The organism is Parasphingorhabdus sp. (assembly GCF_039939955.1).
Taxonomy (GTDB): Bacteria; Pseudomonadota; Alphaproteobacteria; order Sphingomonadales; family Sphingomonadaceae; genus Parasphingorhabdus.
Map to the genome: position 1 here is coordinate 1 of NZ_JBDVHS010000002.1, position 21,261 is coordinate 21,261.

At 54.8% G+C, this 21,261-nt stretch carries 22 protein-coding genes and 1 tRNA gene; 14 read left to right on the forward strand and 9 right to left on the reverse strand.

The window, feature by feature from the left end; translation table 11 throughout:
• Positions 1-26: 26 nt before the first annotated feature.
• A complete protein-coding gene (locus ABJG22_RS00215) occupies positions 27-737 on the reverse strand; it encodes an NAD-dependent deacylase (RefSeq protein ID WP_348018768.1) in 711 nt (236 codons plus the stop codon).
• Positions 738-862: 125 nt separating this feature from the next.
• On the opposite strand from ABJG22_RS00215, the gene dapB reads away from it, so the two are divergent.
• From dapB to ABJG22_RS00235, 4 genes are all read left to right on the forward strand, one after another.
• Positions 863-1,588 carry a 4-hydroxy-tetrahydrodipicolinate reductase gene (gene dapB / locus ABJG22_RS00220; protein ID WP_348018223.1) on the forward strand — a complete coding sequence of 242 codons (726 nt, stop codon included), beginning with the start codon at positions 863-865 and terminating at the stop codon, positions 1,586-1,588.
• 286 nt (positions 1,589-1,874) lie between these two features.
• On the forward strand, positions 1,875-2,693 hold the full coding sequence (locus tag ABJG22_RS00225) for a TIGR04255 family protein (protein WP_348018224.1): 819 nt from the start codon (positions 1,875-1,877) through the stop codon (positions 2,691-2,693).
• Positions 2,690-3,241, forward strand: a complete 552-nt coding sequence (locus tag ABJG22_RS00230) for a hypothetical protein (RefSeq protein ID WP_348018225.1) — start codon at positions 2,690-2,692, stop codon at positions 3,239-3,241. Before ABJG22_RS00225 ends, ABJG22_RS00230 begins: the two co-directional genes overlap by 4 nt.
• A gap of 12 nt (positions 3,242-3,253) precedes the next feature.
• Positions 3,254-3,679: a hypothetical protein gene (locus ABJG22_RS00235; protein ID WP_348018226.1), complete on the forward strand. Its 426-nt coding sequence runs from the start codon at positions 3,254-3,256 to the stop codon at positions 3,677-3,679.
• Positions 3,680-3,979: 300 nt separating this feature from the next.
• On the opposite strand, the gene ABJG22_RS00240 is transcribed toward ABJG22_RS00235, so the two are convergent.
• On the reverse strand, positions 3,980-4,333 hold the full coding sequence (locus ABJG22_RS00240; protein WP_348018227.1) for a hypothetical protein: 354 nt from the start codon (positions 4,331-4,333) through the stop codon (positions 3,980-3,982).
• 129 nt (positions 4,334-4,462) lie between these two features.
• Here ABJG22_RS00240 and ABJG22_RS00245 point away from each other — a divergent pair, with 129 nt between their 5' ends.
• The 6 genes from ABJG22_RS00245 to ABJG22_RS00270 all read left to right on the forward strand — a co-directional run bounded on the left by ABJG22_RS00245 (position 4,463) and on the right by ABJG22_RS00270 (position 7,530).
• Positions 4,463-4,723: a hypothetical protein gene (locus ABJG22_RS00245; RefSeq protein ID WP_348018228.1), complete on the forward strand. Its 261-nt coding sequence runs from the start codon at positions 4,463-4,465 to the stop codon at positions 4,721-4,723.
• A 99-nt stretch (positions 4,724-4,822) separates the two neighbouring features.
• On the forward strand, positions 4,823-5,599 hold the full coding sequence (locus ABJG22_RS00250; protein ID WP_348018229.1) for a glucose 1-dehydrogenase: 777 nt from the start codon (positions 4,823-4,825) through the stop codon (positions 5,597-5,599).
• A gap of 122 nt (positions 5,600-5,721) precedes the next feature.
• Entirely contained in the window at positions 5,722-6,111 is a 390-nt protein-coding gene (locus tag ABJG22_RS00255; protein WP_348018230.1) for a hypothetical protein, read from the forward strand.
• A gap of 99 nt (positions 6,112-6,210) precedes the next feature.
• A complete protein-coding gene (gene nth, locus ABJG22_RS00260; RefSeq protein WP_348018231.1) occupies positions 6,211-6,852 on the forward strand; it encodes an endonuclease III in 642 nt (213 codons plus the stop codon).
• Positions 6,853-6,951: 99 nt separating this feature from the next.
• Entirely contained in the window at positions 6,952-7,359 is a 408-nt protein-coding gene (locus ABJG22_RS00265) for a hypothetical protein (RefSeq protein ID WP_348018232.1), read from the forward strand.
• Between the two features lie 94 nt (positions 7,360-7,453).
• Positions 7,454-7,530: transfer RNA gene (locus ABJG22_RS00270), tRNA-Arg, on the forward strand.
• A 36-nt stretch (positions 7,531-7,566) separates the two neighbouring features.
• Here the strand turns inward: ABJG22_RS00270 and ABJG22_RS00275 are convergent.
• The 3 genes from ABJG22_RS00275 to ABJG22_RS00285 form a co-directional block, all read right to left on the reverse strand.
• Complete coding sequence (locus tag ABJG22_RS00275) at positions 7,567-8,580, reverse strand: NADP-dependent oxidoreductase (protein ID WP_348018233.1); 1,014 nt, start codon at positions 8,578-8,580, stop codon at positions 7,567-7,569.
• Between the two features lie 39 nt (positions 8,581-8,619).
• Positions 8,620-10,086: an NAD-dependent succinate-semialdehyde dehydrogenase gene (locus ABJG22_RS00280; protein WP_348018234.1), complete on the reverse strand. Its 1,467-nt coding sequence runs from the start codon at positions 10,084-10,086 to the stop codon at positions 8,620-8,622.
• A gap of 237 nt (positions 10,087-10,323) precedes the next feature.
• Complete coding sequence (locus tag ABJG22_RS00285; RefSeq protein WP_348018235.1) at positions 10,324-10,752, reverse strand: helix-turn-helix domain-containing protein; 429 nt, start codon at positions 10,750-10,752, stop codon at positions 10,324-10,326.
• Between the two features lie 181 nt (positions 10,753-10,933).
• On the opposite strand from ABJG22_RS00285, the gene ABJG22_RS00290 reads away from it, so the two are divergent.
• From ABJG22_RS00290 to ABJG22_RS00300, 3 genes are all read left to right on the forward strand, one after another.
• Positions 10,934-12,379: a carotenoid oxygenase family protein gene (locus ABJG22_RS00290; protein WP_348018236.1), complete on the forward strand. Its 1,446-nt coding sequence runs from the start codon at positions 10,934-10,936 to the stop codon at positions 12,377-12,379.
• Positions 12,380-12,706: 327 nt separating this feature from the next.
• Positions 12,707-15,064 carry a TonB-dependent receptor gene (locus tag ABJG22_RS00295; RefSeq protein ID WP_348018237.1) on the forward strand — a complete coding sequence of 786 codons (2,358 nt, stop codon included), beginning with the start codon at positions 12,707-12,709 and terminating at the stop codon, positions 15,062-15,064.
• A gap of 53 nt (positions 15,065-15,117) precedes the next feature.
• Positions 15,118-16,449 carry a carotenoid oxygenase family protein gene (locus ABJG22_RS00300; RefSeq protein ID WP_348018238.1) on the forward strand — a complete coding sequence of 444 codons (1,332 nt, stop codon included), beginning with the start codon at positions 15,118-15,120 and terminating at the stop codon, positions 16,447-16,449.
• 56 nt (positions 16,450-16,505) lie between these two features.
• Here ABJG22_RS00300 and ABJG22_RS00305 read toward each other — a convergent pair whose 3' ends face one another.
• The 4 genes from ABJG22_RS00305 to ABJG22_RS00320 form a co-directional block, all read right to left on the reverse strand.
• Positions 16,506-17,123: a TetR/AcrR family transcriptional regulator gene (locus ABJG22_RS00305; protein WP_348018239.1), complete on the reverse strand. Its 618-nt coding sequence runs from the start codon at positions 17,121-17,123 to the stop codon at positions 16,506-16,508.
• A gap of 10 nt (positions 17,124-17,133) precedes the next feature.
• Positions 17,134-18,348, reverse strand: a complete 1,215-nt coding sequence (locus ABJG22_RS00310) for an alanine racemase (protein WP_348018240.1) — start codon at positions 18,346-18,348, stop codon at positions 17,134-17,136.
• A 65-nt stretch (positions 18,349-18,413) separates the two neighbouring features.
• Positions 18,414-19,826 carry a D-arabinono-1,4-lactone oxidase gene (locus ABJG22_RS00315; RefSeq protein ID WP_348018241.1) on the reverse strand — a complete coding sequence of 471 codons (1,413 nt, stop codon included), beginning with the start codon at positions 19,824-19,826 and terminating at the stop codon, positions 18,414-18,416.
• Entirely contained in the window at positions 19,826-20,224 is a 399-nt protein-coding gene (locus ABJG22_RS00320; RefSeq protein ID WP_348018242.1) for a c-type cytochrome, read from the reverse strand. Before ABJG22_RS00320 ends, ABJG22_RS00315 begins: the two co-directional genes overlap by 1 nt.
• A 489-nt stretch (positions 20,225-20,713) precedes the next feature.
• Between ABJG22_RS00320 and rplJ the strand changes: the two genes are divergently transcribed.
• On the forward strand, positions 20,714-21,226 hold the full coding sequence (gene rplJ, locus ABJG22_RS00325; RefSeq protein ID WP_348018243.1) for a 50S ribosomal protein L10: 513 nt from the start codon (positions 20,714-20,716) through the stop codon (positions 21,224-21,226).
• Positions 21,227-21,261: the final 35 nt, after the last annotated feature.

A 21,261-nucleotide genomic window follows, 5' to 3' on the forward strand; every position in this document is an offset into this window, starting at 1 on the left:
GACAGCCGCCCTGTAATTTTAATCCGTCAGACATCGCGCAACATCTCCTCCACCCATTCGGGCACCAGCGTCCCGGCCTTGCCCATCCGGCTTTCGTGAAAATGAAAACTGCCCTCCGACGGGTCCAGATTCATCTCCAGCGTCTGCGCGCCATAGTGGCGGGCGGTCTGGACAAAACCAGCCGCCGGATAGACCGCGCCCGATGTGCCGATCGACAGGAACAAATCACATTGGGTCAGCGCCAGATCGATACGGTCCATCTGATAGGGCATTTCCCCGAACCAGACGATATCGGGACGCAATTGGCCGGACTGACCACATAGCGGACAGGCCGGGCCAGCGGCCATCACCCCGTCAAACGGAGAACGACCATCACAGGCGCGACACCATCCGCTGTTCAGCTCGCCATGCATATGCAGCAGGTTTTTCGAGCCCGCCCGGTCGTGCAGATCGTCGACATTTTGCGTCACCAGCAGCAGGTCGCCCGGCCATTGCGCGTCCAGCTTCGCCAGCGCCTTATGCGCCGCATTGGGGTGAACGGTCTTCAGCTTCGCGCGGCGCTCGTCATAGAAATTCTGCACCAGATCAGGATCACGGGCAAAGGCTTCTGGCGTCGCGACATCCTCCACCCGATGCCCTTCCCACAGGCCATCCGGTCCGCGAAAAGTGGCAACCCCGCTCTCGGCGCTGATACCCGCGCCGGTCAGGATGACAATATTCTGTATGTCGCCTTGCATCTCGCCGTTGAACATCCTGCTTTGCACCCCATCCAAAAACCGTTAGGACTGGGCCTGTCGAAGTCCGGATGTTCTAGTCGGAGCAGCGTCCTTCGACAAGCTCAGGACGAACGGGATTATATCGCATGACAGCCATCGGAATTATCGGCAGCAAAGGCCGCATGGGACAGGCGCTGGTCGCGGCCATCAAGGAAGCGGGCCATGCCCACGCCGGTGGCGCGGATCAGGGCGATGATATCGCGGCGCTGATTGCAGCCAGCGATGTGCTGGTCGACTTCTCCTCCCCCGCCGCGCTGCAGGCGACGCTGGATGCCTGTGTCGCAGCGAACAAACCCCTCGTCATCGGCACCACCGGACTGGAAGACGCGCATCATGCCGCCATCGATCAGGCCGCCACCAAAATCCCGGTTCTGCAAACCGGCAACACCTCGCTCGGCGTCAATATGCTGGCGGCGCTGGTCGAGCAGGCGGCAAGCAAGCTGGGCGATGACTGGGATATCGAGATTGTCGAAATGCATCATCGCCATAAAGTCGATGCCCCAAGCGGCACCGCAAAACTACTCGGCGAAGCAGCGGCGCAAGGACGCAGCATCGACCTCGCGAGCAACAGCGAAAGCGGCCGCGACGGCATCACCGGTGCCCGCGCAAAGGGCGCGATCGGCTTTGCCGCCCTGCGCGGCGGCTCAGTCGCCGGCGATCACACGGTCATCCTGGCGAGTGACGAGGAACGGATCGAATTAACCCACCGCGCGGAAAACCGGATGATCTTCGCGCGCGGCGCGGTGAAGGCGGCGGGTTGGCTGGTCGGTCAGAGCGCCGGAAGATACGGGATGGATGGAGTTTTGGGGTAGGTGCCTTAGGGGCATATCGCTGGTCATTTCCGGACTTCTTCATGTATAATACAGACTTTCCTACACACAACCGAATAGATTATGCCTCTGGTATGTTGGCATTACCGTGCGTTGCAAGCCAACGCGCAACCAGTGTCACTCCGACATATGCACCACATATTGGGTTCATCTATACCTATCTACGCAATATAATGTGGGGCCTTGGTCATGCAATTAAACTATCGCTTGAATTAAGTTATCAAACATGCGAATCATAAATTTGAGTTAGGAGCTGAGCAAAAATTCAATGACAGAACTGCCCCAAGTTCGCCCGAACTTTGCTAATCCACCGTTGATCGAACAGGCAATTGTCGTCGCCTTTGATCCGATAGATGGATTTGACATTAATCATTACGGGCTTTTTTCCGAACAAATTGCGCCCGCGTTTTCTAGTAACGGCAGTACTCCAAGAATGGAAAACCCCGTTGAACATTTTGACGAAATGATGGCGACGGCACCGACGCTCAAAATCAATGCCTTTGAATTACCACGCGCATTATACGGTAATGAAACTGGAGAAACCATCCAAATACAGGACAATCGGTTTGGATTTAACTGGTCGAAAATAACGGAAGAGCCATATCCAAGGTTTGAAACAACTTATAATAGATTCAAAGAATTATATCGCATTTTTGAGGAATTCTGTTCTAAGAATGGATTGAAAGTACCAAATATCAAGCAATGTGAATTAACCAATTTGAACATCATTGCAGTTTCTGAATTTGGACAAGACTTTAGTGATATGGGAAATGCTTTTGCCATTGATCCTTTAACACTGAATGACCAGCTATTAATTCCTGAGACGTATGTTAGAACGCGTCAACACCGGATTATAGACGCTACTGCCGATCCAATCGGTCGACTGCATACGGTTATTCAACCCGTGATAAAAAATGAAGATCATTCCAAGGCATTTAGGTTTGAATTAACCGCTCGTAGCGCTCCCGATTTAAGCGGGTTAAGCGAAGCGAAAGCCTTTTTTGATATAGCTAGAAGCGCAATTAACGCGGCCTTTATAGGTACAACAACCGACGCCATGAGATTAAAATGGGGAGAGAAAAAATGACAAATGCTGCAAGAATTGACGAAGGATACGCATTCCCGACATCTAATGCAATTTCCCAAGCTTATCTCGATACAGATAAAAAAATCCGGAGCGTGTCTTCAACCTCTGGGCGTAGTTTTGGGAAATCCGAGCCAGTCGATGTCGGGTTAAAATCCGGAATAAAGATTGCCTGGACCATGGGTGGAGGAGAATTCCCAGAACCTGTTCAAAAAATTATTGATACACTTAGAAGCTACGAAACGTTGTCTGAAAACTGGGATAGTCACGGGTCGAAAATTCATGATGCGCGATCCCAACTCTCTACGATGGAGCTAGTTATGGCCGGATACGCTAGGTGCCAGCTTCCTGCATTAATTCCACTGCCAGACGGCGGTGTGGGATTGCGGTGGGACGCAAACCAAGTTGAGTTGGAAGTTGATGTACTGCCTGATGGTCAATGTATAGCGCTATTCAGTGATGATCAAATTGATGAGGTGGTGGATATCTCACAACCATGCAGTGTGCGAGAAGTCACCCGGTTGGTTGAACGGTTTTGCAAAAAAAATTGAGACACTTCCCCGATGGTCAGCCTCCCCGGTCATTTATCCGATGATATTACCATCGGAGGTGGCCGGTGGCTTCTAAGAAGAGTCTACCCGGACTGGGTTCATGGGGAAAAACCTGATAGTTCTAACTTCAGGCATCCAGATGACCAGCAGTCAGGCTGGTCATCTACTCTTTTCGAAACCGAAGCAGATATCGAGGATATCTTGCGGGATCACGAGAATTTCGGAGTAATTCGCATTCAAGCCCAAGCTCTTCGTAACGAGAACCTCGCCATCGTTCGCGTCCCGTTGGACGGGAATTCTAATCATTGCGAAGTCTATGGAGAATTGGGACCAAGCAAGAAAAGGGTTCACAAAAGACTTAAGGCTCACGCACTTTGGGTCAGATATCCAGATACCGTGCCGACAAATCTTCGCAATCCCATCATGCCGATTGAGTAGGTTTCGAGCCATCTGGTTACTGCTTCATCGAACCTAATTTTCCGGTGCCGGCTGACCGCACGGATTACCATGGCAGCGGCAATACTTTTCCCCTCACCCTATATTGTCAGCGTTATTAGACTATGAGGCCACAGCAACCCACCAGCGGGCACCCTCCGCCAACCGCGCCAAGCCGCCAGCTTTGACGCTTCGTGGCACGGCTGGGCATCCCTCCCATTGAGGGAGAAGGTTTGCATGACGGTGTGATTGGTGCGGAGAAAACTGCACCGGGATGGCAGATTTCCCACCGGCCAAATTTCCCTAAACACCGCTCGCCCGCATCCCCGCCATCCCGGGCGCGTCGCTTACAGCGCCGACATCGATGGGGGCATAGTCGTCCCGCTGCGGCTCTGCATAGTCCAGCCCTTGGTCATCATAGCCCCTATCCACACCGAAGCTCTGTTCGGTCCAGGCCTGCAATCTCTCCAGCCGGAGCCGGTCGATCTTGCGGGCCGGTTCGGCGGGCGGGGAGGCAGAAAGACGGGAGTGCATGGATTGTTGGGTCACGTGGCCCAGCGCCAGTCCCGCCGTCAGGGCCAGCGACAACCCGATCGTCAGCGATGCAAAAATCTCTTTCGGCGTTTTCGGTCGATTGCCCATGGACAAAATACGCACGGCCCGGCGATCGGTTCCGGTTCGGCTGCGGCCATGTAGCGCTGGCTATCGCTTTGCCATATTATCGGGCAACAGTCCGGATCGCACAGCCCGCTTGCCAAATTTCCGCGCAGTCCATAAGCCCGTCCGATGGATTTTGATGATCAGCTGCAGCGCTATTTCGGTACCGCCGATCTGTCCGCCATTCAGCCCGAAGCGCTGAAGGCCGGCGTGGAACATATGCGCGTCGACTTTGGGTTGGAGAAGGATCGCGGGCGGCGCTTTGCGCTATGGGCGGTGCTCTATATGCTCGGCACGCATCTCGATCTGGACAAGGCGTTTAAGGACGAGGCCGACCGCAATTCCGCACGGGATTTCATGGATTTGATGGACCGGATTCCGGGCGACTGATCCCCGCGCTAGTCGCGCGTGGACATTCCCGGACCGATGTGAAAGGGGTGGCACCCATAGAGAGATCAGCAAAAGACAAACAGGAGAACGGGCGTGACGATGACAAATCTATTTGATGTGCAGGGCAAAGTGGCCGTGGTGACCGGCGGGTCCAGCGGCATTGGCGCGATGATGGCGCAGGGCCTGATCGAAAATGGCGCGAAAGTCTATATCACCGCCCGCAAGGAAGAACGGCTGATGGCGAAAGCCGCGGAGCTTTCCGAACTGGGCGAATGTATTGCGATCCCGGCCGACCTGTCCCGGGTCGAAGGCATTGAAGCGCTGGTCGCGGCGGTCAGCGAACGCGAAGCAAAAATCGACATATTGATCAACAATGCCGGCGCCAACTGGAGCGCCCCGGTCGAGGATTTTCCCGAAGCGGGCTGGGACAAGGTGATGGACATCAACATCAAGTCGATCTTCTTCGCCACCCAGAAATTCCTGCCGCTGCTAAAGGCCTCCGGCAATGCCGACGATCCGGCGCGGGTCATCAATATCGCGTCGATCAACGGCATCCGCAATTCGGGCATGCCGACCTATGCCTATACCGCCAGCAAGTCCGGCGTGATCAATCTGACCGAACATCTGGCCACCGATCTTGCGTCCCATAATATCAACGTCAACGCGATCGCGCCCGGCTTCTTCCCGAGCAATATGACCAAGCAGATTGTCGAGAATGACGGCATGACCAAGATGGCAATCTCGCAGATCCCGCGCGACCGGATGGGCGCACCGGAAGATATCGCCGGCACCGCCCTATTCCTCTGCTCGCGCGCATCCGCCTGGATGATCGGGCAGGCGCTGGTGCTCGACGGCGGGATGATTTCGCGACCCTGATCCGGGACAAGGCAGCTGCGCGCTTATCGTTCAGTTTACCGCAAGAAACATATGATTATGCGTAAGGGAATCGGGGGATTGTGATAGCCGTCTGCAGGCGGAAGAGTGAAAAGGTCGAAATCATGTCCCTCAGGAATCTTGCCGCCACAGCCACGCTTTCCATGGGTCTGGCTTTTGGGTCTCCCGCCGCGGCCACCGAGCCCGACACGCCCGAACGCATCAATATATTGATCACCTATGGTGACGATGAATGTCCGGAAGCACAAGGCGATGAGATTGTCGTCTGCGCGCAACGCCCCGAGTCCGAACGCTATCGCATCCCCAAAGAATTGCGGGAAAGCGAGGAAGAGCAATCCGGCGAACAAAGCTGGTCATCGGTGGTCGCCTCGCATGAAGAAGCGGCGCGACCGGGGCGTCCGGGCAGCTGCTCGGTCAACGGGACATTCGGCTTTACCGGCTGTCAGGCAGCGATGATGCGACAATGGTTTGACGAACGCCGGACGAAGCAATGACCGCCTGAACTGGCTAGGGGATCTGGCCACTGGACGACGCACGCCCAAACCCATGTCCCGGAGATTGTATTTTCATCACTGAACGGCCATGACGGGTGCATGAAAAAAGACGATATTTTTGAATTTTATGCCCGCCTCGCCGACGACAATCCGTCGCCGGAGACCGAACTCAACTATGACAACACCTATCAGTTGGTGGTCGCGGTAGCCCTGTCGGCGCAATCAACCGATATTGGTGTCAACAAAGCGACGCGGCGACTGTTTGCAGAGGTTACAACGCCTCAGCAAATGGTCGATCTAGGCCTCGATGGCCTGAAAGAGCATATCAAGACCATCGGGCTTTTTAACACCAAGGCGAAAAATGTGATCGCGCTGTCGGAGATGTTGATTGGCGATTTTGGTGGCGAAGTTCCGGCCGACCGCGACGAGCTGGTCAAGCTGCCCGGGGTCGGGCGCAAGACCGCCAATGTGGTCATGAACTGTGCTTTTGGCGCGGAGACGTTCGCGGTCGACACGCATATTTTCCGGGTTGGCAACCGCACCGGCCTTGCGCCAGGAAAAACGGTGCTGGCGGTGGAGAAAAAGCTGGAGAAGCAGACCCCTGCCCCATTCCGCGTCCACGCCCATCACTGGCTGATCCTGCATGGCCGCTATATCTGCAAGGCACGCAAGCCGGAATGCTGGCGCTGCCCCGTGCCCGATCTCTGCCGCTTCAAGAAAAAGACGCCGGCACCGGCATAAGCGGGTCGCGGGGATTTTCGGCGCGCCGGCCATTCAGCTTCATGAAATGTGACCAGATGTAAATCCGGCAATGCTAGAAGATATCGACAGGAGAAAATCATGCGCTTTCAAACCACGATCATCATTGCATCCGCGCTTGCCGCGGGCAGCGTTGCCTTTGCCGGCGAACGGAAATCCAAAGATGACAAATATATCATCGAGACCGTTGGCGAAGCCCAAAGCTGCATCAACCGATCGCGCATCCGGTCCACCGATGTGATCGACGACCAGACCATCGATTTCAAAATGATCAATGGCGATATCTATCGCAACAATCTGCCCAATAAATGCGGAGGCCTCGGCTTTGAAGAAGCCTTCTCCTACAAAACGTCGACCAACCGGCTGTGCAATGTCGACATCATCCGTGTGCTCAGCCAAACCGGCGGCCAGATAGAAACCCGTGGCGCTTGCGGTCTGGGTGATTTTCAACAAATTACGAAGACCAAGAAGCCCAAAACCGAAAGTTAGGGCCGCCGCTCGCGATGATTGCCAGAGCGAGAATAATCTATTGGCAAAGCGGCAAATCCGCTGCTACATGCGCATCCGGCGGAACACCGCCCCGGCACCCGTAGCTCAGCTGGATAGAGCGCTGCCCTCCGAAGGCAGAGGTCATAGGTTCGAATCCTATCGGGTGCACCATTTCCAGGATTGGTTTGTGTCGCGCTATCCAGCCGCTCAGGGTGCCTTGACCTCCAGCAGCAATTTGCCGAAATTGCCGCCGGTGTAGAGGTCTTTGACCGTGGTGACGGCATTTTCGATGCCGGGGCGAATGTCTTCGCGTGTCTTGATCTTGCCTTCGGCAGCCCATTGGGCGATCTGCATGCTGGCTTTGCCAAAATCGCGCGCATAATCGCTGACGATGAAGCCCTGGACCTTGATACGGCGCATCAGAATCAGCGGCCATGATTTGGGACCGGGCTGATCCTCGCTGTCATTATAGGTCGAAATCATCCCGCACAGCGGCATGCGACTGAAATCATTCATCCGGCTCATCACGGCCTCCATAATATCGCCGCCGACATTTTCAAAATTGATGTCGATGCCGTCCGGGCACAGCGCGTCGAGCCGGCTGCCGACATCTTCATTCTTATAGTCGATGCAGGCATCAAAACCGAGTTCGTCGACCACATAGGCGCATTTATCCGGCCCGCCTGCAATCCCGATCACGCGACTGCCCTTGATCTTGCCAATCTGTCCGACGACAGAGCCCACCGCTCCGGCCGCCGCAGAGACCACGAGCGTTTCGCCGGGCTGCGGATCGCAAATATCCAGAAGCCCGAAATAGGCCGTCAATGCGGTCCCGCCGAGCGACCCGAATATTTTTGCCAGCGATATACCGGGGACATCGGGAATGGGCTGGATAGTGGCAGCATCGGCGACAAAATGCGTCGCCCATCCGCCCAAACCGCCCACAGTCATGCCGGGCGTGTATTTTGCGTGTTTTGACTCCAGAACCGTGCCGGCGATGCCCGCCCGCATGATATCACCTAGGGCCACGGGCGGCATGTATTGGTCCATGTCCGACATCCATATCCGGTTCGTCGGATCGAGCGACACATAGTTGACTTCCACCAGAACCTGACCATCCGATAGCGACGGAATCGGTTCGGTCACCAGCTCCAGATCGCCATCAGCAATGTCGCCATCGGGGCGGGAGCGCAGTCGCCAGGCTTGCATCATATCGGTCATTTCAATCTCCATTTGATGTCGTAAAACGGCTAGTGGCCCTCAAATCCCGAGGCCGCCGATCAGCATATATTTGATTTCAAGATAATCTTCGATTCCATATCGGGATCCTTCCCGGCCGATACCGCTCTCTTTAATGCCGCCGAAAGGCGCGACTTCGGTCGAGATAATCCCTTCGTTTATGCCGACTATTCCATATTCCAGCGCTTCCGCGACGCGCCAGCATCGCCCCAGATCATTGGTATAGAAATAAGCGGAAAGCCCGAATTCGGTATCATTGGCAAGGCGCACGGCCTCTTCCTCCGTCTGGAACCGGAACACCGCGGCCAGCGGCCCGAACGTCTCTTCACGCGCCACTTTCATCTCCGCGGTCGCTTCGGAAATCACCGTCGGCTGGAAGAACAACGCGCCTTTGTCCGAAGCATCACCGCCGGTAATGATAGTCGCGCCCTTGGCCTTGGCATCATCCAGATGGTCCTGAGCCTTGGCCACCGCGTCGGGATCGATCAAGGGGCCAATGTCGGTGCCGTCTGCTGCTCCATTGCCGATCGTCAACGCCGCCGTTGCCGCAGCCAGCTTCTCGACAAATTGATCGTAGATTCCGTCCTGTACCAGAAAGCGGTTGGTGCAAACGCATGTCTGTCCGGCATTCCGGAATTTGGCGGCGATCGCACCGGATATAGCGGCGTCGATATCCGCATCGTCAAACACCAGAAACGGGGCATTGCCGCCCAGTTCCAGCGAAACTTTTTTCACATTGTCTGCGCATTGCCGCATCAACAGCTTTCCGACCTCTGTCGAGCCGGTGAATGACAATTTGCGGACCACCGGGTTCGACGTCAATTCCCCGCCAATGGTCGCGGCATCACCCGTCACGCAGGATAATATCCCGGCCGGAATACCGGCTTCCTCCGCGAGCACACACAAAGCCAGCGCGGATAAAGGCGTATGCTCGGCAGGCTTGACCACGATGGCGCAGCCAGCCGCCAGAGCCGGGCCGATTTTGCGGGTGATCATCGCGGCCGGAAAATTCCACGGCGTGATCGCGGCGCACACGCCAATCGGCTGTTTCAAAACAACGATACGCTTGCCTACGGCATGGGTCGGAATGACATCGCCATAGACGCGCTTGCCCTCTTCCGCGAACCACTCGATGAAATTGGCGGCATAGACAATTTCGCCCCGGCTTTCGGTGAGCGGCTTGCCCTGCTCTGCCGTCATCAGCTGCGCCAGATCTTCCTGATGGTCCATCATCAGGGTGAAAAAGCGGCGCAATATTGCGGCCCGTTCCTTGGCGGTTTTCGCGGCCCAGCCCGGTTGCGCCTTTTCCGCCGCATCGATCGCTCTTCTGGTTTCGCTTGCTCCGGCATCCGGCACCTGGCCAATAGGATCGCCGGTCGCTGGATTGGTGACGGCGAAGCTTTCGCCAGTATCGGCATCCACCCATTGTCCATCAATATAGCATTGGCTTCGTAGAAGATCGGCGCGGGCAAGGGATAGGTGGGACATGGAATAAGCGGTCCTGATTGCTGAACATAAGGATGGGAAAATCTATATCGTCTCGGGGCGAGGGGCAGGAACATAACCGTTCTTCTGCCTTGCATGGGTCATGCGATCATCCCTCTGACGATTTCATTGAATAATTTGGCACTCCGTCAAAGCCTATGGGCTAGGCTTCGGTGCTTATATCGCAAACTGTCAATTTTATTGATTATCTGGGACGCAATAGGACAGGCCGCCTAACCCCTATTCAAAGGGCAGCGCGCGCCAGTTGATTGCAAGCGCTTCTCGGAACGACTTGAATCTGGTTTTCCCCAATTTCTCTTCCAGAATATTCTCGAGGTCACCCAGAATTTCGATCGTATCATGGTGCATGGGTTCCATTTCCTTTGTCAGGCAAATGATTTTCGCGCGCCGGTCATTCGGATCATCGGTCAGCACCACAATCCCGCGATCAACCATCTCCGACAAGGCCTGACTCATGGCCTGCCGGCTGATGCCCAGTTTCGACGCAATGGCGGATGGTCGCACCTCGCCGTCGGCGATATTCGCCAGGATCATCGACTGCCGGGGGCTCACGGCTTTCCAGCCCTTGACCCGGAGACGCTGCTGCAAGGCTTTGTCAAACCAGTAAAGCGCTTCAACAAGCTGAACTACTAAGACGTCGTTTTTCATGCTGGTTCCTAACCACAAATTCCAGCGTCGGGCAAATAGGTCTTTTGCGCTGAGCCACAATTCCGATCAGAGAACGGCATCATCACAATTGATAATAGTAAATAATCTTTACATTATTCATAAACTTCAACTGTAAGATTGCTCGGTTCATTGACCTACGAATTCATGTTGGAGAGATTTTTTGACAAGCCCATTTTTTGATCACCCCTATCTTTCAGGCCATCACGAACCGAACAGATTTGAAGCGGATGCGCCGGATTTGATCATCAAGGGCGAGCTGCCGGACGATCTGGAAGGGGTGTTTTATCGCAATGGTGCAGAGCCGCTATATCCCCCGCTAGAGGGTGACTATCACTGGTTCGACGGCGATGGCATGATCTATGGTTTTTTTATCGCCAACGGCAAGGTGGGGATGCGCAATCGCTGGGTCCGCACCGACAAGTTCAATCTGGAACTGGATGCTGGCAAAAGACTATTCGGGCTATTCGGCAATCCAATGACCAGCGACCCGGCCTCGGAAGGGACCCGATATAATACTGCGAACACCAATATCATTTTGCATGGCGGCAAATTGCTCGCGCTGATGGAAGGCGCGCCGGCCGTCGAAATGGACCCGAGAAGTCTGGAGACGATTGGCGAGGATAGCTATGGCGGCGCGATAACCACGACCTTCTCCGCCCACCCCAAAATCGATCACTTCAACGGCGAGATGGTGAACCTGGGCGCGATGATCAATGGCGCGATGGGCAAGCCGGAAATCCGCTATGATGTCATTTCAAAATCCGGCGAAATAACCAAGACGGAATTTTTCGACGTGCCGCATATGGCGCCGATGCATACTTTTCTGCTGAGCGAAAATTGGGTGGTCTTTCCGGTCACGCCAATTGATGTCAGCGTAGAGCGTGCGCAAGCCGGCGGCCCGATGACCGCATGGATGCCCAACCGCTCGGTCAAGCTTGGCATCATGCCCCGCAACGGCACGCCCGACCAGATGCGCTGGCTCGAAATGGAGCCGCGCCACATGTATCATGAACTCAATGTCTGGGAAGAAGGCGACACATTATTTGCCGATGTCGCCACAGCCAACGGCACTCCCTTGTTCCCGGATGAAGATGGCAATCGTTTGACCCATGAAGAGGCCGCACAAAGCCTGCGGCGCTGGGAAATCGATCTGTCGGGCAAAAGCGATAGCGTGAAGGAAACGGTATTGAATGATCGGGACATCCAATTTCCGCGCCCTGATGATCGTTTCATGACCCGCAAAACCAGCCAGTCTTTTGCCAATATCAATCTCAATTCAAAAGATGGCCGGGTTGATGGCATGGATGCCGTTCTGCGTTTCGATACCGCGACCGGGAAAGAAGATATCTATCATTTCGGCAACGGAACCGCCGCTGGCGAACTGATTTTTGCGCCCAGAAAAGGAGCAGCAGACGAGGCCGATGGTTACGCGATGACGCTGATCCATCCCGCCAATAGCCCGACCAGCGAGCTGGTTGTTTTTGCCGCTAATGATATTGCTGGCGGACCGATTGCCCGGGTCATCATACCGTTCCGGATTTCAAGTGGTTTCCACTGTAATTATTACTCTGCCGACAGCGATCTATATACGTCCGCTTTTGATTGATCGGGCGACAGGAGGGAGGCCAAATTCAAAAAGCGATATGCCCTCCCAACCTCGGCTCTTTAAGCGCCCATAAAAATCCATCTGACGGCATCAGAAAAGCTCAACGTGTGCCGCCACCAGAAATCCATCTATCATATTGATTTATAAATTTATTTTATGACCTGTGGGAGATGATTTTTGGCTCCCAAAACCGAGCCCTGATTATAGGGCTGCAGAAAGTAGTAAATGTAACTGACATTAACACAATTGATAATAGTAAATAAACTTTACATTCATAAGATATCCGTTGGTTAGATAACAAAGAAAAACTTCGGGAGAGGCTGTCGGATGAAGAATTTTTACAATGCGAAGACGTGCGCGATGAAATCGGGATTGATGTGCGCTTCGGCACTCGCGGGTCTCGCTTTTGCAGCCCCTTCCTTCGCCCAACAAGTCGGTGCTGGCGACGATGTGCAAACGGAGACAGCCGACCCCAATATTATCATTGTGAGCGCGCGCAAACGCGAAGAGTCGCTGCAAGAAGTCCCGCTTGCGGTCACCGCGATTGGCAAAGATGCAATTGAAAATTCTTTTGCTCAAACGGTTGCCGATCTGGAACGCTTTGCGCCCAATGTTGATCTTGCAGACAATTCTTACGGCGCAAAGCAGCTCAACGCCACGATCCGCGGCGTCGGATTTGCTGATGTTGAAAAAAGCTTTGAACCCGCAATCGGTTTCTCGATCGATGGCGTCTTTCTCGGCACCAGTGGCGGTGCCGCTGTCGATGTTTTTGATCTGGAATCGGTTGAGATTTTGCGCGGCCCTCAGGGCACGCTTTACGGTCGAAACACTGTCGGCGGCGTCATCAACTTGCGCCGGACGAGACCCACCGAAGATCTGGGTGCTCGCGCAACGGTTCGCCTGGGCAATAATGGCAGACAAGAATATCTGGCCGTTGCCAACACCGGCCGTATCGGCGACTTCGCGCTGAAAGGTTATTTCTTCAAAACATTGTCGGACACCTATTCGAGAAACCTCGTAACCGGCGAAAAAGACCGGCAAAAAGACAGTATTTCCTTTGGTGGCGCGCTCTCATTTGAACCAAGCGAAGATTTTAGCGCTCTGCTTTCGGTCGACATTTTTGACGATAATTCCGGTCAGAGCCCGGCCTATAACCTTTCAACACCGGGCGCCCTATTCTGCGATCTGACGCTGATCCCCGCTGCCTTTGGCGGCCCGGTTGCCGACAGCTCTGCGGGTGCAGGTTGTATTGACCAATCCTATACGCTTGCCGAAAATTCGAACTTCACAACCCATATCCAAGCCATCCCGGTCGTCAACGAAACCGATGGTTTTTCCATTACCGGCAATATTGATTGGGACGTCAGCGACACGCTGACCTTAAGTTCCGTCACCGGGTATCGGGAATCAGAAGAATTGCTGCGCACGGACAATTTGGGCGCGCCTTTGGTAACGCTCTCAGCAGCACCGGTGCAGGTCCCGCTATTCTTCGCAACCCGGGCGGTCGAGCAGGAACAGTTTAGTCAGGAATTGCGACTGGGCGGTACGATTGGTTCCTCTTTCGATTTCGTGACCGGCCTATATTATCTGAACAGCACCTATAATCTTGTCGGTGGCCCTGGTCCCTTTGGCCAAGGATTTGGTACGGTGTTTATTTTCGGTGGACAGGCGGGCGATTTTACGGCTGGGCAAAAAACAGAAGCTTATGCCGCCTTTGCAGACGGCTCCTATGAAATCACCGACAAGCTGACGGTGTCGGCCGGTGTCCGGTACAGCTATGAAGAAAAGGACTTTGATTTAGCCTTTTTTGCTGGCGCTGCCGCTGGTCAGGCGACCTCGCTCAATGCTGATTTCGACGCGCTGACGGGCAGAGTGATCCTGCAATATCAACTCACCGATGACATCATGGCCTTTGGCGGCTGGTCGCGAGGCTTCCGCAGCGGCGGGTTTAACGGTCGTGCTGCCAGCATTGCGGTCGCCGGTCCATACGACCCTGAAACGGTCGATAGTTTCGAGGGCGGTCTACGGATGGAACTTCTCGACCGGCGGCTGCGGTTTAACCCCACAGCATTTTATGCCAATTATCGGAACAAGCAGGAAGAAGTCTCCCAGCCTTCACCGGGCGGCATCCCTGAAACGGTCGTGCAAAATGCCGGTACCGCCAAAATATGGGGCCTCGAACTTGAAACCCAGGCGGTCGTCACGGATGAATTGAACCTGAGAGGGTCGGTCGGCTATCTCAATGCCAAATACGGCGAATTCCTCATTCCAGATCTCGCCAATCCGGGAGGCCCGGACCTCGATGTCGCGAGTGAGCGGCAGCTGCGGAGAGCACCGGACTGGACATTTGCTTTGGGCGCGACTTACACCGCACCATTGACGGATAATATCAACTTTATAGCGACGACCGATTTCAGCTTCATGGATTCCTCTGCGGCCAATCTCGTTCGCGACACCAGCGGGCTGAACCGTGATATTATCGATTCTGTCGCCAGTCTTGATTATACAATCGGGTTGAAAAGCGACAATCCAAGTGGCGTGAACTGGAGTTTGACCGCCTATATGATCGACGCGACGGATGGACGGAACGGGCGCCTTGCGAGCACCCTGGATGTCGGCGTGTTCTACTTTGCAACCGGCGCTCCAACGACACGCTATGGTCTGGAATTCGGCATCGAATTCTGATCGACCATCATAGTCTAGGCATCGCCAACCAGCGATGAGCAAAGGATGAGCGAATGACGACCTCCGAAACGACTGAAAATGCCAAACCATTCTGGCTTAGCGGGAATTTTGCACCCGTTTTTTCAGAAACCACCGCGCATGAATTGTCGGTCACGGGAACCATCCCGGCGGAGTTGAAAGGGCGCTATTTCCGCAATGGGGCCAATCCCCCCTCGGGGAAAAGCGAAGACTGGTTCCTGGCATGTGGCATGATCCATGGTGTCGAATTCGATCGGGGCAATGCCACATGGTACCGCAATCGCTATGTCCAGACCCCTTTGCTCGACGAGGAAACGCCGAGCCAAGAGTCGCGGATGAAGTTGGAAAATTCGATCGCCAACACGCATATCGTTGGCCATGCCGGAAAAATACTGGCGCTCGCGGAACTCAGCCTGCCAATCGAGCTTTCGAAAGAGCTTGATACGGTCGGCCCCTATACGTTCGACGACAAGCTAAAAGCCAATATGACGGCGCATCCGAAAATATGCCCGGTCACCGGTGAGATGTTGTTCTTTGGCTATAGCTTCATGCCACCGTTCCTGACCTACCATCGTGCGTCCGCCTCCGGAGAGCTGATCCAGACGGAGATTATTGATGTGAAGGGCGGCACCATGGCCCATGATTTCAATGTCACGGAAAACTATGTGATATTCATGGATCTACCGATCGTCTTCGACATGAAGCTGCGAATGGAAGGCGGCCTCGGCATCCGGTTTGACGAGGAATATGGCGCGCGTCTCGGCATCATGCCGCGCAATGGCAGCAGCAAGGACGTGATCTGGTTCGAAATCGACCCCTGCTACATCTATCACACAATGAACGCTTATGAAGACGGTGACGAGGTGGTGCTCGATGGCTGTCGCCTGGTCGGATATATGACCAAAGATATGGTCAAACCGCCGCTGCCCAAACTATATCAATGGCGTATGAATCTGAAAACCGGGGCAGTGCGGGAACGACAGATAGACAATTTGGGCGTCGACTTTCCAAGAGTACCGGACAGTAAGGTCGGTCAACCCTACCGCTATGGATATGCCGCCGAATTCGGCAAGGATGACCCAACGGTCGTCGCCTTTCACAAATATGATATGCCGACCGGAAGCAAAAGCTCACATCATTTGAAAGATGGACGCACGGGAAGCGAAGCGGTTTTTGTGCCTGCCGCCAATGGCGCGTCGGAAGATGACGGCTATTTGATGAGCTTTGTCCATGACCCGGCCACGGACAAAAGCGATCTGATCATCCTGGACGCGAAAAATATGGAAAATGAACCGGTTGCGATCGTCCATTTGCCAGCGCGCGTCCCCGCAGGCTTCCACGGCAGCTGGATCGCCGACCTAGATTAGCGCAACTATTTGATATTTCCGCTGGCCCCTTGGGCATGTGATCATCCGAAAAGCACTCACCAAGCCGCAAAGCTGGTAATGGCGTTCGCGGTATCCTTGACCAAGGCCTGACGGTCCAGATCTGGTTCGTCAAACGCTAGCTCAATCATCGCATAGCCGATATCGATGGCCAGCCGGGTTTGACGATAGATCACATCGTAAACCAGTTCGGGAAATAGCGTGACCACATCATCAGCCAGCAAGCTCGCCATCTTGTCATGCGATTCCAGCCTGACCTTGTCCAGCGCCGGCACCGCCCGCAGCGACCGCATCACCCACGGCCCCCCGGTAAATGCCTCTGTCACCTTTATCGTGCGAAATATCAGATATTCGATCTGCTCGGTTGAAAAGTTCGGAGGCGCGGCTTGCCTTTCCCCTGCAACCATATCGACAATGATCTGGTTTTGCTCGTCCATCAATCTGCGCGTCAAAGCCTCTAGAATATCATATTTACTCGAGAAATAGCGGTAGAAAGCAAGCGGCGTCAGCTCCGCATGTTTGACAATCGCATTGGTAGAGATTTTTTCAATACCATCCCGCGCCAGCAATAGGCCGGTGGAACGCATCAGCTTTTCATAGGTCAGTTTGGAACGGCCCTGCTGGGGTGCGTTCGTCGTGGCTGTTTCTATATCCATGACAAACCTCTCAGGCACTGGCGGGGAAGACAGGCCAGCGATCAACAATCGCTCCGTTGTCATAAACCGCAATATCGCCAAATTGCAGGAACACCGCCTCGCTCTGGGTCGGGCGCAGGAAGACAAAGTCATCCGGTGCAACGGCAATCTCGCTGCCACCATTGAGCATTTCCTGATTGCTCGAACGCCCGAAGGTGCTGTTATAGCTCAGGCCCGGCGGGTCCACCGGATGGGCGAGCCAATGGCCGCCATAGATAAAAATTGTTTTCTCGAGATTGCCGTCGAGCATCTTGCGTGCGCCGTCGGCAAATTCCAGTCCCGGCATGCGGGTCTGGTCCAGCGCCTTGATCACCGGCGTCGCGATAAACGAAGCGGGCTGGAAGGCGGAAAGCAGTTCGGTGTCGAAATCCATCGGCTTGACCAGCGCGGAACCCACCGAAATTTCATTGGCAATATCGGTGTTTTTATACAGTCGATAGGTCGGACTGCCGGCGGCATTACGGGTGACTGCCTGCATGGTCGGTTCATCGAAAATGCCATGGGCCGATTGAAGCGCAGCACCATAGATATCCCAAGCACCATTTTTGGCGCGGTCGCGCCAGCCAAGCGCAGTGGGCAGCGCGGACAGATGTGGCTCATAGCCCATGAAGCCTGCAAAGCTCAGCCGGTTGGATTTGCGCAGCTGATCGAGCATTCCGGTCAAAGCATCGCCTGGCTCCATACCGCCGCGATGCAGTCCCACATCCAGTTCGATATTCACCGCCATATCAACGCCAGCGGCATCGGCAATCGCAGCATATTCCTGCAAACGCTGCGGTGTATCGACCAGCCACTGAATATTGCGCGCCGCATCAACCTGTTCGACCGGCATCTGTTCAAAATAATTTTTGGCGGCCTGCGCAGGCAATGGCTTGCCGATCAATTGATTTGCCTCCGGCATCGCTTGGGACAGCGCCAGCAACATCGGCAGGTTGAACGTCATCAGCCGGTCGGTGCCGCTGCGGGCCCGCACATGGCCAATGAGATCAAGCGAGGGCAGCGATTTGGCGACAATCCGGTAGCCCATGCCGTCGGGCAGATCCTGCATCAATTGATCGATATTGGCGTTGAGCCGATTGCGATCCACGACCAAGGTCGGGGTAGCGATACCGGCTGCTTTCAACGCCTTCTGCATATCCAGGAAATATTCGCCACGCGGCCCGCTCTTATCTGATGATCTGCTCAATGCTATCGCTCCTCCCGCTACGACCGCTCCGCCTATCAGCATCGTTCGTCGTGATAATTTAGCCATCATGTTTCGCCCCAGATTTTGGCCATATAGCGGCTGACAAATTTGCCCGTCGGATCTAGCTGCTTGCGCAGCGCGTTAAACGCGTCAAACTGAGGGTAGAGTTCGGACAGTTGCTCCGCCTCTAAGCTATGGAATTTCCCCCAATGCGGCCTTCCGCCGTTGCGCAGGAACAGAGGTTCAAATTCACTGAAAAAAAAGTCAAATTCTTCGCTGGCCTCGGCATGTATGGCTATCGACATTCTATGGCCGTCGTTGAACGGGCTCAGCCAGGCATCATCCGGTGCCGTCACACGCGCTTCTATCGGGAAATAGGCTGATTTTCTCGCCTCCATCATCGCGATGACTTCGCGCAGCGTATCAATGCCCTTGTCCAGCGCCATATGATATTCCATCTCGTTAAATTTGGTTGGTCGGCTGGTCGCGAGCAGCTTCCACGCTTCGTCGGTGGTATCTTCGACCGGACCCTCGGCGATCTCTCCGGCCGCTACCTTTTCGCGCAGCCAAGGCCACCAACCAAAGACATCCCGCAAATCACGGAGACCTGCGACAAAATCTTCATCGCCGCTGGGTTCCTGCCCCTTTACCGGACCGTCGTGAAGATCATGGGCAAAGGCAGCGGCAAAACCGGTTCCGGGGAAATAGAGTATTTCAAAATTGCGGTGTTTTTTGGATAGCGCGTGATAACGATCCAGCAGGCTGTCTATTTTTTCCAGCCAGACCTGCCGCCGCAGAGCAAAGGCTTTGTCGAGTTTCAGATCATAGCGGGTAATGACCCCCAAAGACCCGAGCGACACTTTGCCCGCCTGAAACAGTTCCGGATTTTTGTCCGCGCTCACATCCAGAATCTCGCCGGACGCGGTCACAAGCTCAAAGCCCCGCACATAGTCATGAATGGCCGTCAGATTACGCCCGGTGCCATGGGTGCCGGTGGAAAAGCCGCCGGCCAGCGTCTGGACATCAATGTCAGGCAGATTGGGAAAGGCCAGACCTTGCTCGCTCAACAAGCGCGCGGCTTGCTGCAATCTGGTGCCCGCGCCCAGACGTGCGGTCTGTGCTTCTGTATCATGGCTGGTCAGTCCGGCCAGCGCGCCAACATCGATGATCGTGCCGTCTGCGGGAACCAGTGCGGTAAAACTATGGCTACTCCCGACCGGCCGGATTGGCGCTGGCGACGTTTTAATCAAGTCGGCGACCAGATCACTGCTCGTCGGAGCGGCTATCTGTTGCGGCGTTGCCTTTTGATAGCCCGTCCAATTCATCCAGGCCCGCCTCCCCGGCGGAACCTCCGGTAGATCAGGAGAAAAGCCTTCCCGTGTGAAATCCTGCGAGGACCACCAAATCTGGCGGCCCGCCGGTATAGCGACCGCAACGGCGGCGCCTCCCAGCAACAATGCTCTGCGGGAAATGGCCATTAGTCACTTCTCCCCGCCATAAAGTCTATCAACGCCGTGAATTCCGCATCACTGCAATCATTGCACAGCCCCATGGGCGGCATCGCGTTGAGCCCATCTTTGGTGGACAGCAGCAGATCATCCATAGATTTTTCCGCATAACGGACTTGCCAAGCGGCTTCATGTTTTGTGAGCGGGGCCATGGCGTCGACCATCGAATGACAGGTTCGGCAGGAACGATCATATTTCGCGGCAATTGCCGCATCGGCGGGCATGCTGTCCTGCGCGATTTTTATATCAGCGGTAGATGGCGTGATATCCTGCGCGAACGATTGCGATGACCCTCCGGCCTCTTCCGTATCCTGCTGACCACATGCCGCCGTCATCAGAACCAGCCCACATATTAATATGTTACGCAAGATCACGCCCCCCAATCCATCACAATAGTAATAACTACTGTTACACATTGGAGAATGATCCGCAATGGCCAACCTTGGGTGTCGGAGCATGGCTGGGCACCCGAAGCCAATCTGCCCGAAACTAATCGGAGCGCCCGCGACAAGTTTTCAAACGCCCACGCCCCTTGACTTCCCTGCTCCACCCGTTAATGGCTCCCCTACAAATTGCGGTTCGGTCAAACGAATCACAATTTCCGTCCGAGACAGCGGGTGAGAGCAATTTGGCTCTCTTAATTTCCAGCCTAGACGGGGATCAGTTTTTTCGTGTGGAGACACACGGGCACGCAGCCAGCGTTCCAGAACGCGGCAGAGCGACCAAAACCCCCCCTTCGGATTATATGGTGCGGCACATTGCCAAACCTTTCGCTCGTCATGCTGAACCCGTTTCAGGATGACGGTAACTAGAATTGGATATGGGCTTCGGCGCATATCCACGTGAAGGAGCAAAATATGGATCGTGGTCAAAAGACCGAAGCGATTGCCGCTCTGAACGCAGCTTTCAAAGAGGCTGGGGTCGTCGTGGTAACACGCAACCTGGGTCTGACTGTGGCTCAATCTACCGAGCTGCGGACGAAGATGCGGAACGAAGGCGCAAGCTTTAAAGTCTCTAAAAACCGCCTTGCCAAGCTGGCTCTGGAAGGAACCGACTATACCCCGATAGCAGATATGCTGTCTGGTCCGGTCGCGCTCGCAACATCGGATGATCCGGTGGCGGCTGCAAAAGTGGCAGTCGCATTTGCAAAAACCAACGATCGTTTGGAAATCGTTGGCGGCGCAATGGGTGACACCCTTCTTGACGAAGCAGGCGTAAAATCTCTGGCCTCCATGCCATCTCTTGATGAACTGCGCGGAACGATTGTTGGATTGCTTGTTGCACCACAAACGAAAATCGCTCGGGTTGTTAAAGAACCTGCTGGAGCCCTTGCCCGTGTAGTTGGCGCTTATGCCGCTTCGGGTGAATGAATTTAACTTTTAGAATATTTAGAAAATTGGAGCGT